Origin of the sequence: Streptomyces melanogenes (assembly GCF_014649795.1) — a bacterium.
Taxonomy (GTDB): Bacteria; Actinomycetota; Actinomycetes; order Streptomycetales; family Streptomycetaceae; genus Streptomyces; species Streptomyces noboritoensis.
The window spans coordinates 126,710-141,948 of sequence record NZ_BMTS01000017.1 but is presented as its reverse complement, the minus strand read 5'-3'; the positions used below and the strand labels follow the sequence as shown (position 1 = coordinate 141,948).

General features: G+C 68.0%; 16 protein-coding genes. 6 read left to right on the top strand and 10 right to left on the bottom strand.

The features are described from left to right. The first annotated feature begins 4 nt into the window (after positions 1 to 4). Positions 5 to 187 (top strand): hypothetical protein, encoded by a 183-nt coding sequence (locus IE252_RS31215; RefSeq protein WP_190092779.1) that lies wholly within the window; start codon positions 5 to 7, stop codon positions 185 to 187. 387 nt (positions 188 to 574) lie between these two features. On the opposite strand, the gene IE252_RS31210 is transcribed toward IE252_RS31215, so the two are convergent. After that, entirely contained in the window at positions 575 to 1,282 is a 708-nt protein-coding gene (locus IE252_RS31210) for a DUF4232 domain-containing protein (protein WP_190092778.1), read from the bottom strand. 304 nt (positions 1,283 to 1,586) lie between these two features. On the opposite strand from IE252_RS31210, the gene IE252_RS31205 reads away from it, so the two are divergent. Continuing rightward, entirely contained in the window at positions 1,587 to 2,357 is a 771-nt protein-coding gene (locus IE252_RS31205; protein ID WP_190092777.1) for a hypothetical protein, read from the top strand. 189 nt (positions 2,358 to 2,546) lie between these two features. On the opposite strand, the gene IE252_RS31200 is transcribed toward IE252_RS31205, so the two are convergent. After that, the gene (locus IE252_RS31200; protein WP_190092776.1) at positions 2,547 to 2,948 is read right to left on the bottom strand and encodes a hypothetical protein; all 402 of its coding nucleotides are present in this window, start codon (positions 2,946 to 2,948) and stop codon (positions 2,547 to 2,549) included. Positions 2,949 to 3,145: 197 nt separating this feature from the next. On the opposite strand from IE252_RS31200, the gene IE252_RS31195 reads away from it, so the two are divergent. After that, positions 3,146 to 3,676 (top strand): hypothetical protein, encoded by a 531-nt coding sequence (locus IE252_RS31195; RefSeq protein ID WP_190092775.1) that lies wholly within the window; start codon positions 3,146 to 3,148, stop codon positions 3,674 to 3,676. Between the two features lie 280 nt (positions 3,677 to 3,956). Here IE252_RS31195 and IE252_RS31190 read toward each other — a convergent pair whose 3' ends face one another. Both IE252_RS31190 and IE252_RS31185 read right to left on the bottom strand, forming a co-directional pair. Beyond that, entirely contained in the window at positions 3,957 to 4,322 is a 366-nt protein-coding gene (locus tag IE252_RS31190; protein ID WP_190092774.1) for an SCO4651 family lipoprotein, read from the bottom strand. Positions 4,323 to 4,344: 22 nt separating this feature from the next. Then, on the bottom strand, positions 4,345 to 4,821 hold the full coding sequence (locus IE252_RS31185; RefSeq protein WP_190092773.1) for an SCO4651 family lipoprotein: 477 nt from the start codon (positions 4,819 to 4,821) through the stop codon (positions 4,345 to 4,347). A 205-nt stretch (positions 4,822 to 5,026) separates the two neighbouring features. Here IE252_RS31185 and IE252_RS31180 point away from each other — a divergent pair, with 205 nt between their 5' ends. Continuing rightward, complete coding sequence (locus IE252_RS31180) at positions 5,027 to 5,575, top strand: putative immunity protein (protein WP_190092772.1); 549 nt, start codon at positions 5,027 to 5,029, stop codon at positions 5,573 to 5,575. A 32-nt stretch (positions 5,576 to 5,607) separates the two neighbouring features. Here IE252_RS31180 and IE252_RS31175 read toward each other — a convergent pair whose 3' ends face one another. The 4 genes from IE252_RS31175 to IE252_RS31160 form a co-directional block, all read right to left on the bottom strand. Next, positions 5,608 to 6,069, bottom strand: coding sequence for a nitroreductase family deazaflavin-dependent oxidoreductase (locus IE252_RS31175; RefSeq protein WP_373298646.1), 462 nt, complete (start codon positions 6,067 to 6,069; stop codon positions 5,608 to 5,610). Positions 6,070 to 6,277: 208 nt separating this feature from the next. Next, entirely contained in the window at positions 6,278 to 7,786 is a 1,509-nt protein-coding gene (locus IE252_RS31170; RefSeq protein ID WP_190092771.1) for a DUF4246 domain-containing protein, read from the bottom strand. Positions 7,787 to 7,920: 134 nt separating this feature from the next. Further along, on the bottom strand, positions 7,921 to 8,409 hold the full coding sequence (locus IE252_RS31165; protein WP_190092770.1) for a hypothetical protein: 489 nt from the start codon (positions 8,407 to 8,409) through the stop codon (positions 7,921 to 7,923). A gap of 264 nt (positions 8,410 to 8,673) precedes the next feature. Further along, a complete protein-coding gene (locus IE252_RS31160) occupies positions 8,674 to 10,704 on the bottom strand; it encodes a M6 family metalloprotease domain-containing protein (protein ID WP_373298645.1) in 2,031 nt (676 codons plus the stop codon). A 478-nt stretch (positions 10,705 to 11,182) separates the two neighbouring features. Here IE252_RS31160 and IE252_RS31155 point away from each other — a divergent pair, with 478 nt between their 5' ends. Both IE252_RS31155 and IE252_RS31150 read left to right on the top strand, forming a co-directional pair. Then, positions 11,183 to 11,563, top strand: coding sequence for a hypothetical protein (locus tag IE252_RS31155; RefSeq protein ID WP_190092768.1), 381 nt, complete (start codon positions 11,183 to 11,185; stop codon positions 11,561 to 11,563). Between the two features lie 401 nt (positions 11,564 to 11,964). Then, on the top strand, positions 11,965 to 12,417 hold the full coding sequence (locus tag IE252_RS31150; RefSeq protein ID WP_308434577.1) for a peptidoglycan-binding domain-containing protein: 453 nt from the start codon (positions 11,965 to 11,967) through the stop codon (positions 12,415 to 12,417). A 94-nt stretch (positions 12,418 to 12,511) separates the two neighbouring features. On the opposite strand, the gene IE252_RS31145 is transcribed toward IE252_RS31150, so the two are convergent. Both IE252_RS31145 and IE252_RS31140 read right to left on the bottom strand, forming a co-directional pair. Then, entirely contained in the window at positions 12,512 to 13,171 is a 660-nt protein-coding gene (locus IE252_RS31145) for a hypothetical protein (protein ID WP_190092767.1), read from the bottom strand. Between the two features lie 1,434 nt (positions 13,172 to 14,605). After that, positions 14,606 to 15,112: a trypsin-like serine protease gene (locus tag IE252_RS31140; protein ID WP_268248436.1), complete on the bottom strand. Its 507-nt coding sequence runs from the start codon at positions 15,110 to 15,112 to the stop codon at positions 14,606 to 14,608. Positions 15,113 to 15,239 lie beyond the last annotated feature (127 nt).

The window sequence follows — 15,239 nt, the reverse complement described above, 5'->3', positions numbered from 1 at the left end:
AACCGTGAGCGAGCAGACCGCGCAGACCTGCCCCATCCTTACCCGGTCCGGTGACCCCTGCACGAGCGGGATCGTCTGGGAGGTCACGCCCGAGGGCGGAAAGCCCTACGTCTGCTGCGGGCAGCACATCACCGCGCCCCTCATGCGCGAACCCGATCTGGTGCCGTTCAGCGCCCGCCCGATCTGAGCGGAATTGTCCTGCAAGAGCGCAGAGCCCCTGGGGGCCGTACCGGAGGGCTGCGGCTCTGCGGGTGCCGGGCATGGTGGGCGCGCACGGCCGGAACCGGGCAGCACAGGTGGACCGGTCGTGTGGGGAGCGGTAGTTGCTTCGGCAGACGCAGGAGACGGGCTAGAACCAGGCCCGTAAGGCAGGGACCACAGCAGCAGCAACCACCACCAGCGTTGACTGGCTCAGCCCTTGGACTGCCAGGTCGGCCTTGCGGCCGGGTTGTACCTGATCGCCGGAGCCGGTCGCCGCTACCTGGTCTTGCTCCTCTGCTCCCAGCGTCGGCTGCCCCTGAGGCTGGGCGCCTTCCTCCACTGGGCCTATGAAGGAGGTGCTCGTCGCATGTCCTCAGCTGTCGTTGGTGTCCGCGGTGCGCATGCTGGCCACCGCGTCACTGACGCTGTTGCGGTACAGCCCCAGTTTGGGGTGCTGAACGACGACCGCTCCGTAAGCCAGCGGGAAGTTGTGGGTGTCGGCGTTCGGGAAGCTCTTGTCCGCGAGGACGTTGATCTCGTCGAAGCCCCCGTTGCTGCCTTTGGCGCCCTGGGGATCTGTGTCCAGTACCGCATAGACGGTGCGCCCGGCGTGGACCGGAACCGCGGGGGCGCCTCCCAGCCCGCCGGGAACGAGCGGGTGGATGTTGTGGGAGCGGTCCGCGGAGTTCTTCGAGCCCAGGTCGACCCTGGGGTAGTAGGAGGAGAGACCGCAGGCGGCCTCGCCGTGGTTGGTCACCGAGATGACGTACTGATTCGGGCTTGAGCCGAGGCTCTTCGCGCTGACCGCGAGCTGCTCGGCTGTGCACGGGTGCTTGTAGGCGTAGGAGTCGCTGGTGGCCTCCTTGCCGCCGGGCTTCGTCGCGGCGGTGCCGGTGTGGGACCCGGAGGATGATCCGCCGCCTTTGGGGCTGCCGGAGCCGGGGTTGGTCGTGGCCGGGCTCATGCCGACGCTGGAAGGGGCGGCGGCATCGTTGTCCGAACCGCCGCCGCAGGCCGTCAGGGTCAGCGCCGCGCCGGCGGCGACGAGAACGAGCGGGATCGTACGAAGGTGAACAGTCATGCCGGGTTCTCCGTTCCAGTCCGTGTCACTCCACCCGACGCAGGCGCATCCTTGCCGGATTCCGTGTGGTGGGCAGATATCGTTGTCTGTCTCTGTACAGGGGGTGTGGGGGCGTCGGGTTGCCGCACGCGGCGTAACAACTGCGGCGACATGCCTGTGACTTGAACTGGATACTCCGGCCTTCGGGGGCGTCGGCCGGGCGTGAGCGGGAACCACTCACCTCGTCCGTCCGTCATCTCCACGGGGGGTTGCTACAGCCCCAGCACTCCCTTTCGCGCTTCACCACCGAGGTCCGAGGAGATCCATGGTCGACACCGTCAACTCACTGGCCACCCGTCTTCACGAAGTGCTGGTGGAACTCCTGACCAAGGGGCTCGCCGTGGCGGGTACCAGGGGCCTGCACGACGTCGTCGCGCGTGCCACGGCGCTGGGCCCCGACGGTGCGTGGCTCGCCGCTGCGGGCCGCGCGAGCCTCGGTGAGCTGGCGTGCGTACAGGGGCAGGCGGAGCAGGCCATCCTGCACTTCGAGGCCGCGGTGTCAGACGGCTTCAACGACTGTGTGGCGCTCCACATCGACGCCGTACGCCCGCTGCATCAAGATCCCCGCTTCCAGGCCCTGTACCGGCGCATACGCATCACCCAGGCCGACCTCGACGAGTTCTTCTGGCTGCACCAGGAGATGCAGATCATGTCGAGGGACGCCCAGCAGGCGGCCGTCGACAACATCGGCCGCCTCGACACCGGGGTGTCGCCGCTCCCGCAGGCTCCCATGCCGACCCGCGAACCGAACACCCCAGGCGTCCTGATCGCCCGCATCGATCTCGCCGCGGCGCAGACCGCACTCCAACAGGCCGTGATCAAGGCGGAGTTCCAACGTAGCTCCGGCAACACCAGCCTCAGCCTCATCGACGACACATGGGACTACCCCCGTGCCAGGCACGACGCCTGGCACGCAGACGAGCTGGACTCCCGCCGCCTGCAGGCCGCCGCGGCCCGGGCTTTCGTCGAGCGCCCCGGCGTCAACACCATGATCATCCCCTGCCCGCCGCTGGGCTCGATCACCTACCCGGGCTGAGCAGGGCTTCATGAGCACGGTGGCCGGTGAGGCTCCTTTGCCGGCTTCCGTCCGCCTTTTCGCGCACCCGCCCCTTGCGGGCGCGCACCACCAGCGACCCGCATCTGCAATTACCACGACGGATACACCGCAGTCGCCGCCCGCGTGCCCCCGCCAGTAGTCGGTAGGCGGGGGCTTGGTGGCAGATGTTCAGGCCTGGGTCAGCCAGTCTTCTCCAAGACCGTCGAGAACGAACCCGTTCTCGAAGCGCACCCGGTATCTGAGCTGAGAGCTGGCTCCGGCGCCGTACGCCGCAGGCCCGAAGATCTGCTGACGGAGCTGCTCGAGCAGGAGGGTCGCGTCGCCCGGGAGGTGGCCCGCGCGGATTTGCTGATCCAAGAGCGCGAGCTGCTCCTGGGCGTAGCCGCCGGCCTCCTTTGCCGCGCCCGCGACGATGCCCACCAGGCCTTCGGCCAGGAACAGCGGACCGGGGTAGCCGACCCTGGGCGCTGTGTCGTTTGCGGTGACCTGCACATCCCTGGTCAGCTTCACCTTCGCGCCGGTCTCGTACGGCATGGGCGTACCCCCTCGCTCGATCTTGGCCGTGATCATGGCAAGCGTAGTCGGGATGCCAGGGGAGGAAAGGGAGTCTGGCAAGATCAGGAGCCTCTACGGCCTGCCGGGCAGGGCACACGCATAGTCAGCCTGGTCGGCCCTGCCGCAGCTTCACGCCTCCCGGCGGTGGGGTGCGGCGCGCTGTGTCGCTGGGCGTATCGGTCGGGCGCAGGGGTGTTCGTAGGATGGACATCATGGACGAAGACGCGCTGGTCCTGGCCCTGTTTCACACCCTGGACCAGCTGACGGGACCGGATCACCTGGAGTTTCCCGGTGGGTTCGACTATCCGCTGGCGAAGGCACAGGCGACCCGGCTCAAGGACCGGCTGACTGAAGACTTCGGGCAGGCGTGCCCACTCGATGACCAGATTCAGGACGCCAGCTACTACTTCACTATCGCCATACCGGCCGAGGCGGCCGAGACCGGCGTGCCCGTGACTGTGCGACTGAGCAACTTCGGCAACCTTGCGGTGGTCACGACCCCGGGGCCCGACAGCCATGAGGACCTGGATCACGCCGTTCGGGAGGGCGCGCTGAGCGCGGCGGATCGCAGCCGGATCGAGGCTGCCCTCTGCGGTCTTGGCTACATGGTCGTCCCCCCGCGACTACTCCATCAGCCCTACGACGGCGTTACATGGCTCGCTGACCAAAGCGTTTCTTATGCCAGCTACGGCCTACACCGGGGCCGCGCGACATGGTGGACTCGCTACTTCGAGTACCTGTGACCGCTGTGTCCGCCGCTCCCGGACGCCAACGCTGCCCTCGCTGACGGCCCACCTCGTACTGACCTCGGAAGCCAGCCCAGGCCCAGGCCTGGTAGGAGGACACCCGCCATATTGCGTCCGTGCCTGGGCGGGGAGGACGGGCACTATCAGCACTGCATCGTGTGTGACCCCACCGACGCTACGCCGACCGCCTGCAAGTTCGTGGAGCTGCTGCAGGCCCGCGGCTCATACGGGGGGCCGCGCAGGGTGATGTCCACCGGTGTTCCCGTGGGGTGCCGGGTCAGCTCTTTCCCTCGTCGGTCTTCATGTCCTTGAGGGCCTGGGTCAGGTCACCGGTGTCGGCGGTGGGCGGGGCCGTGATCTGCCGTGCGCCGCTGAACTTGTGGAAGTCCATGGTGACTTCGGCCTCGCCGAATGTCTCGTGCAGGCGGGCGGGCAGACCGGTGGCCGGGTCGACCCAGACATCGAGGGTGAGACTGGTGACCGTGCCGGCGAACTCGCGCCAGTGGTTGTTCTCGCCCTCGCCCGAGAGGGTCCTGCCGAGCGCCCCGAGGTGGTCCTTGTCGAGCGTCGCCCGGTAGTGCACGGTGCTGTGTCCGTCGAGGGTCTCTTTGCCGACCTCGTGGCCGTTGGAGGCGTACTGCAAGCGCTTGATGTCCGCTGTCGGGTCACCGTTGCCCTGGCTGAAAGGCCTTGTTGCCCTGGGCGCCGGAGATGGCGGAGCCGTCCACCTTCATCCAGTGCTTGCCCTTGAGCGGCCCCTCGGGCTGTGGCTTCACGCGGTAGTAGTAGGCGCCGCCCACGAACCGCATAGTGGTCCTCGCGCCCGGGCTCAGCGCACCGAGATCCTTGGCATCCATGCTTACGTCGAAGGCCGTACCGCGCGTCCCCCACGCGTAGGTGCCGGTGCTGCTCTTCGCCACGGCGTCGCCCTTGAGCTTCACAGCCAGAGTGATCTCGGCGGACTTCGCCTGCTGGGTCTTGGCGGACGTGGTCCTCAAGGCGGCCAGCACCGCCTTGTTCGCTGACCCGGCCGCATCTGCAGCCGTATGCGCGCTGTCCGTTGCCTGCTGGGCCGTGCAGCCTGCCAGCCCCGCCACCACGAGCGTCGCGGCCGTGCCCACCATGATGTGGCTCTTGTGCATCAAGTCCCACCCCTGGAAACCCGCGTGACCCGTCGTGGCCACGTCAGAGGCGGACTGTAGTCCACGCCACGGACAGGCGGTGGAGCGCTGACGCACATTGAGCCAGCGCCAACTTGAAGTAGTTGTTCAAGGGCTGGTGTGACCGGTTCTCAGGCCGGAGCCGCCCTTACCGCAGCTGTCCAGCGCAATCGGCGAAGATGGACCCATGACAGGGGACGCGAGCGAGATCGTTCTGAGCAAGCAGGACCTTCGTGAGGTCACCGCGTTCGCCGCGGCGTGTGGGGAGGCGGTGCTGGAGATCTTCGAGGCCGATCGGCCGGACGACTCGCGTCCCCGGGACGCGATCAGGGCCGCGTGGGAGTTCGCTCGGGGCGGCGAGCGGGGGAAGGCTCTGCGCGACACGGCGTCGGCTGCCCTCAAGGCGGCCAAGAGCGCGGATACTGCCGCTGCCCGCGAGGCAGCGTGGGCGGCGATGTCTGCGGCAGGCGCCGCCTACCTGCATCCGCTGGCCAAGGCCACCCAGGTCAAGCACATTCTCGGAGCTGGCGCTTACGCGGCCAGAGCGGTCGAACTCGTCGCCGGGGACGATGGGAGCGTGGGTGCCGAACATCTTGAGCAGACCGTGCATCGCGCGACACCAGTCGTCGTTGACGTACTCAAACGTTTCCCGGCGGCGCCGGGCGGCGGCGGACGGGTTGGTGAGTTGATCCGCCTGCTGGACGCTGATCTTCGTTCGCTCACCTTCGCTGAGTGACTCCCAGCGTCCACAAGGCACTTGGAGGTTCGTCAGGACGGGCACGGCGTTCCGGTGTCGGTGCGCCGCAGTCGGACTACGGGAATGTCGCGCTCGATCCGCTGGTCGTACTCCTCGTAGGGCGCGTAGAGCGCCACCAGTTGCGGCCACACCCGGGCCTTCTCTTCGGGGGAGAGCGTCTCGGCGCGGGCCGGGAACCGCTGGGTTCCCACCTGGACTCGTACATTCGGCTCGGCCTCGATGTTGAGGTACCAGTGGGGATGTGCCGGCGATCCGCCCTTGGAGCCCACGATCAGATAGTCGTCGCCGTCGCGACCGTAGATCAGCACCGTGCGGCGTACGGTGCCGGAGCGGCGGCCGACGTAGTCCAGGAGCAGACACGGCGCGCCCTCGAAGGTGGTGCCCTCGGTGCCGCCGGACTCCGCGTACAGCCGGGCCTGTTCGGCACCCCAGTTGTGGGGGCTGATCTCCGCGTCGCCGGGTATCAGGGCCACGGTTTCTCCTTCTCGCCGGGGGTGGATCGGCTCCCCAGCCTGCCGTACGACGACGCGGGCGTCACCCCTGTCAAGGAGCCCGTACCGGCACGACTGCGAACAGCCCGAGCACTACCAGGTGTTCAACCATGGTCGCGCCCGGGCTGGGGGGTACTGGAGAACGCGCCTTCACGCAGCGGAAGCCGCACGCATTCCAGCTAAATGAGGCTCAGTGCTCGCAGAGGGAGAATTCTCGTTCGTAGAGCTGCTCGTTGTGTTCGTCGACGAAGAACTTGCGTTCCTGCATGAGTTGTTCGCGGTAGTTCTTCGCCTCTTCGAGCGTCATGGTCGAGGTGTCGGACCACGGTTGTTGCGGTGGCACATCAGCTGTCGAGACGATCCTTGCCGACGGGTCGACCAGGAAGAACGCCAGAATCTTGCGATGTCCCGGACGGGTGGTGTCCGCGAGGCGGAACGAGCCGACGCGGTGTTGCAAGACGTTCGGGAACGCCAGGCAGCGGCCCGCTGGGGTCGATGTCGATCCCAGTATCTGGTTCAGTGCGTCCTCGTTCTCCAGGCCGTAGACCTCGCGCACACCGTTGTCGTCGCTCTGTTCGTAGTCCGGGTCGTCGAGTGCCGCCCGGAAACTGAGCCGGCTTTCGGTGATGTTCTCGCTGTCCCAGTAATAGATGCCGGTCGAGACGATCCGCTCGTTCATCATCCCCTCGACGTGCCAGGAACCGCCGGGGTACTCGGGTTTGTCCGGGGTGAGATGGATGGTGGCGAGCTTGACGATGACCTGGAGACGGCGACCGCGCAGGTCGACTCGGGCGGATGCGTCGGGCACCTCGGGCGGGGTGAAGGCCGGGGCGTCCGGGATGACCGGGCGGCGGTTCTCCCACCAGTCGTCCTGGGCCCGTTCCCACACATGAAGGGCCTCTGTGTAGGCCTCGTCATCACTGTAGGAGGATTTGTTCGGATGCTCCGGCTCCGAGTCGTACCACCCGAAAGGATCGGCCTCGATCCGCGGGGGCCGCGGATGGCGCAGATCGGTGAGCACGTTCTCCCACAGCGGGCGCATGCGCGCGAACAAGTCCGGTAGGACAGAGGCCAGTTCACGGTGAGTGTCGGGATGCACGTTGTTCACGTACGAACGGAAGGCGACATCGCCGTCGTCACTAACGTCGACGTCCGTGGGCAGCCATTGGAACTTCTCCGAGAATTCGTACCGCGAATAGTGGTTCGTCGGGTTCTCCCAAGCCTGCTCGGGCGCGCCACTCGCCTCTCTCACCAGGCAGAAGAGCGAGGGGTGAACCAGATCCAGCACCTGGTTGTCAGATCCGGGATGCCAGTCCTTTTCGGCGTCGGGAACCTGTTCCAGAACCTGAACCGCGTCGCGCAGCCGGGTTCGGAGCTCCTCGTCGACCAGTGTGTCCGAATGCCACACCCCGTCGACGGCGGACACCTCGATGCCTGTCCGCCCGTCCCGGAGTGCGGCGTAATGCACGAGTTCGGCAAGCACGTAACGAATCTGTGCTTCGGTGAGGCCCTGGGCAACGGCTTCTTGCGTCCACCTGGCAACGATGTCGGCATCGTTCATCTTGTCGAACCAATCCGGCTTTGCCCGGATGTGTGAGCTGCACTGCATCATCTGAAGTTCCCGCAGCGTTCGAGGTGTCGCGAACGGTAGGGAACGGGATGCGTGAAACGGCAGCGGGAAAGTAGACAGGCCAGACAATTCTCCAGGTCCTCCCAGTCGGTGTGCGGTGGCGGGAAGGATACTTCAGCGGACTGACATCGCAGCCGTGGTCCCTGTCGTCGACGTCCGGGAGCCGAGGCTTCGACGTACGCGTCGTCGGGGGTCCGTGGACCTCAACTCGCCCTCCGCCGCTTGCGATTGGGGCGATGTGGGCGGACGAGGGTGTCGAGCGTGCCCACGGCCGCCCGGATATGGGCCGGGCCGCGACGCAATCGCTCTCCCGCGCACCACCAGGACAACTGGCCGTCCGCATCCCGCGGATGCATGCCCAGGCCGTGCTCGGCGCACAGGGGCCACGCCTGCCACAGACACTCGGTGACGGTCTCCTGCGCGGCATCGGCGACGGTCGCCAGCGCGGAGGCAGGGTCGTCCGCCGGGTCCTGGTACAGGTGATTGCCGTGCCACTCGCCGTTGGCCGGAGCGACGTAGATGCTTTCCGGCTCGTCCGCAGCGTAGGCCGGAAGAGCCAGGAGTTGCAGGGGTTCCTGCTCGGGAAGGGTGGCCGCCAGGTCCCGGTTGAGGAGGGCGAGGGGCAGGTCCCACATGGGGTACTCGCCTGGCGAGACGCGGCGGGGCTTGGGGCCTTCGAAAGATGCGCGCATGGGCACCATTCTCCGCCACGCGGCAACAGCCCCCATCGCGCACAGCACCACGCCGTAAGACCTCGACGGAGCACTTCGGGCGGGCAGTCGGCGATGGAGCAGAGACTCCTACGGTGCGTGCCGTAGGAGTCCCCGTCCTTCGCAACCCCGTTGCTGATCGCGGGCAGTCAGCGGCTGACTTCCTTCGGGACGGCGGCTGTTGCCGGGGCGTGGGGTGACCGGGCCGGATGTGGCTCGGTCACCCCACGCCCTGTGCGGGAGAGGTCACCTGCCCGGTTTCGGCAGTGAGCAGGTGGCCTGGGCTGTCTTGGTCGGGTCGCTTTCCGAGCGGGCGGTGAGGACGACGGCGCCGGTGCGTTCGGCGCCCGGCTTCGCGGTGACGGCGACGTCGACGGGGACGGAGGTGCCGGCGGCCGCGGTGGCGAGGCTGTTGGGGAGCCAGGCCGACCAGCCACGTGCGGAGGTCGTGGCGGTCAGGCGGTAGATGTCGGAGGACAGGTGCGGCTGGTTGTGCGGGTCGGACTGCCCGGTGTTGGCGAGGTTGAACGTGCACACGGCCTGGCCCGTGGCGGGCGCGCTCGTGACGGAGCCCTTGCCGAGGGCGACCGCGCGGGTCTGCGGGCCGACTCCGTCCAGGGACTTGATGCCGATGTCGTACGAGAGCACGCCGGTGGCGTCGCGCCGCACGTTGAGGACATAGAAGTGCAGCCGATTGGCCGTGTCGACGTACTCGTACGAGCTGCCGGAGTTGGCCCCCGCGTGGAAGAGTGCGTCGCTGAGCTGCCGGTAGTCGCCCATCGTGATCTTCTGCAGGGTGCCGTCGGGGCGGGTGAAGTCCACCAGGTTGATGTCTTCGGGGTGGGCGTCGATCACCCAGGCGAACGGCGCGCGGTCGGCGTTCTTGGTCTTGGTCAGGAGGACGCCGCTGTCCGGTGTGAAGGAGTCCATGCCCATGCGGTCGACGACCTCGACGGTGTAGTTGTCGTAGCCGCCGCCGTCGCACAGCGGGTCGGTGGCCCGGTCGCAGGTCGGTGACAGGTCGCGGGCCATGGTGATGTTGACGCCGGTGAGCCCTTTCTCTCCCGGCGGGGCGGAGCGGGCGGTGACGCGGGCGACGACGGGGCCGGAGTCCTTGAGGGCGTCGCGGTCCAGGCGCAGGACGTTCTTCTCGTCGACCATGCCGAGTTTGAGCTTGTCACGCAGAACGTGCTGGGCGCCCATGGAGCCGCCCGCGGTGGCGGGTATCTGCCAGCGGGTGTGCGGCCCGCCGGGGCCGTTGAACGTGCCGCGCGAGAGCATGCCCCAGATGCCGGTGTAGGCGCGGCTGAGGGGTGTCCCGTAGGGGTTGTTGTAGTTGTCGCCGATGCCCAGGATGTGGCTGAGTTCATGGGCGAAGGTGGCCATGCCGGAGCTCTCGGCCTGGGTAGAGGAGCCGTTCGCGGCGTTGGGCCAGATACGGGCGGCCGCCTGCCAGGACGTCCAGGGCACATAGCGGGTCTGTGCCGAGTTCAGTCCGGAAGCGATGGGGGACGGTGGTCCCCAGGCGGCCGGCACGGACTGGGCGGAGGCGAACTTCATCTGCCCGAACTCCTGCCAGGCGGAGGACTCGTCCACTCCGGCGGTGAGGTAGAAGACGAAGTCGAACTCGGCGGCCTTGCCGGCGCCCACGTCGGCGACCCAGGCCCGTTTGCCGTCGGCGCGGATGTCCTTGCCGCAGGTGTCGCCCACGGGGCAGGCGCCGGGGTTCATGCCGGGCTCGATGCCGTACTGGTAGGACTTGCCCGGCATGCGGTAGGCGCCGAAGGCGGTCAGTCCGACGCCGAAGCGGCCGCCGGAATCCTCCATCCAGTACTCGTTGATGGTGTGGCCGTGGTTGAGCGTGCCGGGCTTGTTGAGGAAGTCCTCGTAGAACTTGGGGACCTGGGCGCGGGGTATGCCGGACGCGCTGGGCAGCGGATTGCCGAACTTGGCGGCGCCGGCGGGCTTGGTGACCGAGAAGTCCTCGTCGGAGTAGTCCAGCAGCACGAGGGCGCCTTTGAATTTGCGCTTGGTGGGCTGGCGGTTGGGGTTCGCCCAGTCTGTGCCCGGGACGGAGCGGTATTCGGCCCAGGTCATGTCGTCGGGGTTGCGCCAGTGCTGAGGGTCGACTGGCCGGACCAGGGGCGGGCCCCAGGGTGCGGCATCCGGCGTCGCGCGGGCGGGCCCGGCCGCGACGGCTGCGACGACGCCGAGGAGCAGGGTGACGACACTGAGCCGGCGCAGTCGACGTGGTCGGCGCGGGCGTCTGCGGTGCACGAACATGGCTCACCTCTTGCCTGGAGTCATCAAGGTCACGGGGTGTGGTGAATGATGGGCAGGAATGGCGCGGTCATGACAAATCGTGCGAACTGTGGTGCGGGTGTGTCCCGGTGCCACGGTAGAGCCGTGGACAGGCGTGACGCCAGAGTGCCTGCGCGAACCGGCCGGTCGGCGGCCGAAGCGGCGCCCTCGCGGCCGGGACATCATCTGTCGTCTGGCGGAGTGTGGAACTTTCGGCACTGACCGGGCAGGTCGGCTGATGCGCGGGGTGGCGGCCAGGGCTGGCCAGGCTGCTCTGTGAGCGTGCTGGCCAGAGGCTTGTAAAGGCAACATCCCGGCCTCAGTGGTGCCGGACCGCCACAACTGGACTGGCGGCGGCCACGGGCCCGTTCCGGTAGAGGAGTGGAACCCCCGGGGTGGTGGTGACTCCGCCGCTCCCGCCGCGTTGATCAGGCCCCAGCCGAAGGAGATCAACATGATTGAGCCGGACGTCAATGCGCGTGCGAGGAAGATCCTGTCGGAGATGGACACGCAGGTGTCCCACCTCCACGCCATGATCAAGGCGGCGCCGGAGGCCGGTGCGCCGGGGTGGGTCAAGCACAAGGCCCAGGATGTCTGCGAGGAAGCCGTCGCGTGGGTGAAGGAAGCGCGAGCCGTCGACCTTCCGGCCGTTACGGCCCCCGGGGGATGTCTGACGTTCCCGGCGATGCCGGACTTCGGGGCGCTCTACACGCAGGCAGGGTTCTGCTACCCCGCTTCGGATTACGACAGGGACGAGACCCTTGAGCAGGCCCGGCGGCTCAAGGACGCAGCGGCCTCCCTGCAGGCGCTGTTCCCCGACGGAAGCCGACCCTGACGGGCTCATCGCGCTCGACAGTCAGGTCCCCGGCAGTACTGTCCAGCCACTGCCGTTCGCCGGACCAGTCGTGGCACCAACCCTCCAAGATCTCGCGGGACGTCACACCCTCACTGCCTGCGGGAGGAGCAAACGGCCATTTCCGCGAGCGTGAAGCGTGACGTGATGAGCTACAAGCGGTCACTCGTATCCCTTCTCACGAGACCTTCTCCCGTTCTCACCTTGGCGTTCGTGGTTGCCAGATGCCTGCGACCAGCCAATACATCGGTCAGGTTCTTGGCGGGCTGATTTGACGGGCAACCCTCTGCACAGGTCTCGACCTGCCTCGACCGGTGCTGATAGACCCCTGCCTGCATGTGGTCAACCCCGGGCGACCACCCATTCGGAAGAAGGGGAACATCATGCTCATGCGCGCAAAGGCCGCTGTCGGCCTCGCGGCCGCCGGTTTGGTCCTCGGTCTGACCGGCACCCTCGCCGGCGCGGCTACAGCCACCGCCGCGCCCGCCCAGCAGGTGCCCACTCAGATCGTCACCATCCAGGCCGTGAACAACCTCGGCCTCAGCACCAGCGAAGCCAAGAGCGTGCAGTGCTATGTCCGCGACGCCGGATTCAACCCCGGTGCGATTGACGGCCAGCTCGGCTCCAACAGCTGGAAGGCCTGGCAGCGTTTCCTCAACGATGGCGGATACAACGCCGGAACCGTCGACGGCGAGGTCGGCCCCAACACCATCCGCGGCCTCCAGCGCTTCCTCACCGCTCTTGGCTACGACACCGGCGGCATCGACGGCAGTGCCGGGCCCAAGACCAGGGCTGCCTGGAAGGCGTTCTCCCACCTCGGTGGAGGCTGGTGCTGACGTAGCCCAGGAATTGGCGCCTCCGCGGGACGGGACCGCTCCGGCCGGTATTGCGGGGCGGGCCCAACTGCCGGGTGCGGGAGCGGGATCCCCGTCATTGGCTCGCTGCCACCGCGGCAGCCGGACCGCCGATTTGCGTCCAGGTGCCGGGGGAGCGGGTGGAGCCTTGGAAGACGGCGCTGCGGTCGGGCGACAAACGGAAAATGTGGTCGGCGGTGATGGTGAAGTCGGCGCCCGCTTCACTGGCGGGCGCCCAGGACTCCGGACTGTCGGCATAGCGCAGAAGCTTGCCGTGATCGGGAGTCGTGGCGAATACGTGTCCCGGGCTCGCGTGGAGAGAGGTGGCGGGTCCGCCGACGCGGAACCATGACGAACTCGCGCCCCCGTTCCACTGGAAGATTTCACTCCGGTCGGGTGTCAGCCCGTACAGATGACGGCCGGTCACCGCGAAGTCGGCACCGGCGTTGCCGACGTAGGGCCAGAAGTTGGCGCCGCTGTCGTAGCGGTAGATGCGGCCATCGCCTGGGTGGGTGGCGAAGAGGCCCGCGCCACCGCCGTACAAGTGGCTGGCCGGACCTCCGATGACGGTCCAGGTTGCTCCGGAGCCGTCCCAGCGATGGACCGCGCTGTGGTCTGCGGCTATGCGATAGAGCTGGTTGCCGCTCATGGCGAACTCTGCGGCGGGCTCGCTGACCGGGGCCCATCTGCCTGGCGTGCCCAGATAGCCGAGCAGTTGTTTGCTGTCCGAGTCCACGGCGAACAGGCCCGCCTGTCCGGCGAGGATGCGGTCGGCTGCTCCTCCGATCCGGCTCCAGGCGGTGCCGTGTCCCTGCCATTGCCGGATGCTGCGGTGGTCGGGAGCGATCGCGTAGAGAGTGCCCGGGGGAGCGGACGGAACGGTCTGGCCGGTGGTCGAGGTCGGGGACTCCGGCGGGGGAGTTGCGAAAACATTGCCGGACTCGCGTCGATCCGCCTCGCGCGTGGATTGTCGCTCAGCGGACGGGGAAGCAGGCGGCGGCGAAGCGGAGGGCGCTGAGGTGTCTGCCGTCGGTGACGGGAGTGGTGGCGGGGCCTGGACCGAGGGCGCGGATACCTGTGGCGGTGGTGCCATGGAGTCGGTCGTGCCGGGCGCATTGGACCAGTTGCTGGTGGCCGGTGTGCTGAGTCGGACCCCGAGAAGTACGCCGACGGCTACCAGCAGCAGCGCGACGGCCAGGACGGAGCCGGCCCTCAAGCGCCAGGGACGCGTGGCTGAAGTGGCTGTGCCGCCTGGAGGCAGTGCGAGGCGTCGTGCGCGGCCTTGCGGGTGGGGGACGGGTCTGGGAGGTTCCGGCCGTAAAGCAACACTGGCCGAGCGGGAGGTGTCCACTACGCTCAGGACCTCGCCACGCACGAGAGAGGTGCCGTCGGCGGCTGCCTCCAGGCGAGCGATGTGGACCGTTGGGTGCATCGAGGCCCCCGCGATCGAAGGCGTCACCTCACGGCCCGGCTCAGGCAGACCTGCTCTCGCCCGAACCAGTGCGGTCGTAGTTCTCCTCCGCAGCACCGGGAGGCGGTCCGTGCCATGGCGAGTCTGTTGACCGGGATCTGTGGTCGCAGGGGTGAGTGGACCTGTCCCCGCTGGTGCCGGACGTTGTTCGGTCAGCCGTGCCGGGCTGTCCTGATGCCAAGGCAGCCACGGTCTGGTGGCGGTTGTGTCGTCGGTGGCCCGTTGCTCGTACGTGACGGCGGTTCGCGTGGCTGCCGTGTGTAGCTGCCTTGCCTGGGCCAGCAGTTGAGAGCGGACACGGGCGTCTTCCGACACGTCCTGGACGAGCTGTTCCAGCCAGTGCCACGGAATGATCTTCTCCGCCGAGCGGTACTCGCTCCATGTGGTTTTGCCGAGCCGGTATCGCTGAGCCAGTGCCCTGACCGAACGCCCGACCGTGATGTCACGCACGAACTGAGCCAAGGCATTGGCCTCTGCTGTCCCGCCCTTGAGTTGCCCCTGCGGTCGTCCCGCCCTGCGCATGCCCGCCCTCTGATCTGCGCGGCAGGCCGGTTCAGGAGCCTGCCGCGCGGTTCGCATTCCTGGCCCGCCCCGGTGGCGGGCGAACTGACGAACGAATCAGACCAGGACCCAGCACGCGCTGTCCCAGCTCTTGTGGCAAAACGGCGGAGAACGGCCTCAACGCGACCGGCACAGTACTCAACTGGTCCGCGAGCCTGGAGTCGGCCCGGCCGACCAGCAACAGAGCCTCCGGCCGTCGTTCCACACGGCGTGGGTGTAGGTGGAGCCGCAGAGGAAGAGGCCGGTTCTGGCTCCGGGGAAGATGTGGGTGCACCCGGTGGTGCCGTCGTAAGTGCCCGGGATGCGCCCCGTTTCGATGGTCACGACGCGTTCGGTGGCTGCCTGGGCGACTGTTCGGTCGATCCATGCGGCCACGTCGTCGACGCGGGTGTCGACCGCGCCCGTGCGGGTCTCGGCTGCGCTGGAGCCCAGGCAGCCGCCCCACCAGGAACGCGAGTGGACGGCCGCCAGCTCGACACCGCCGTCCTTCACCCGAAGCGCGGGCCCGCCCGCGTCCCCCTGGCAGATGACCGCTCCGCCGGAGGAATTCAGAGCGAGGGCAGCGACGTTGACCGAAGCCACCGTGAAGGTGCCGGAGTGCAGCTTGTCGGGCACCCGTTCCGTCTTCGTCCGCCCGAAGCCCAGTGCGGTCAGCTGCTAGCCGGATGTGGGGGCGCTGGTGGCGCGTTTGACGGGGTCCACGCCGACGACCGGCCAGGTCAGGTCACCCTCCGGTTCCAGTGCCTGCTGGAGGAGTTCACCTTCAGCGGCG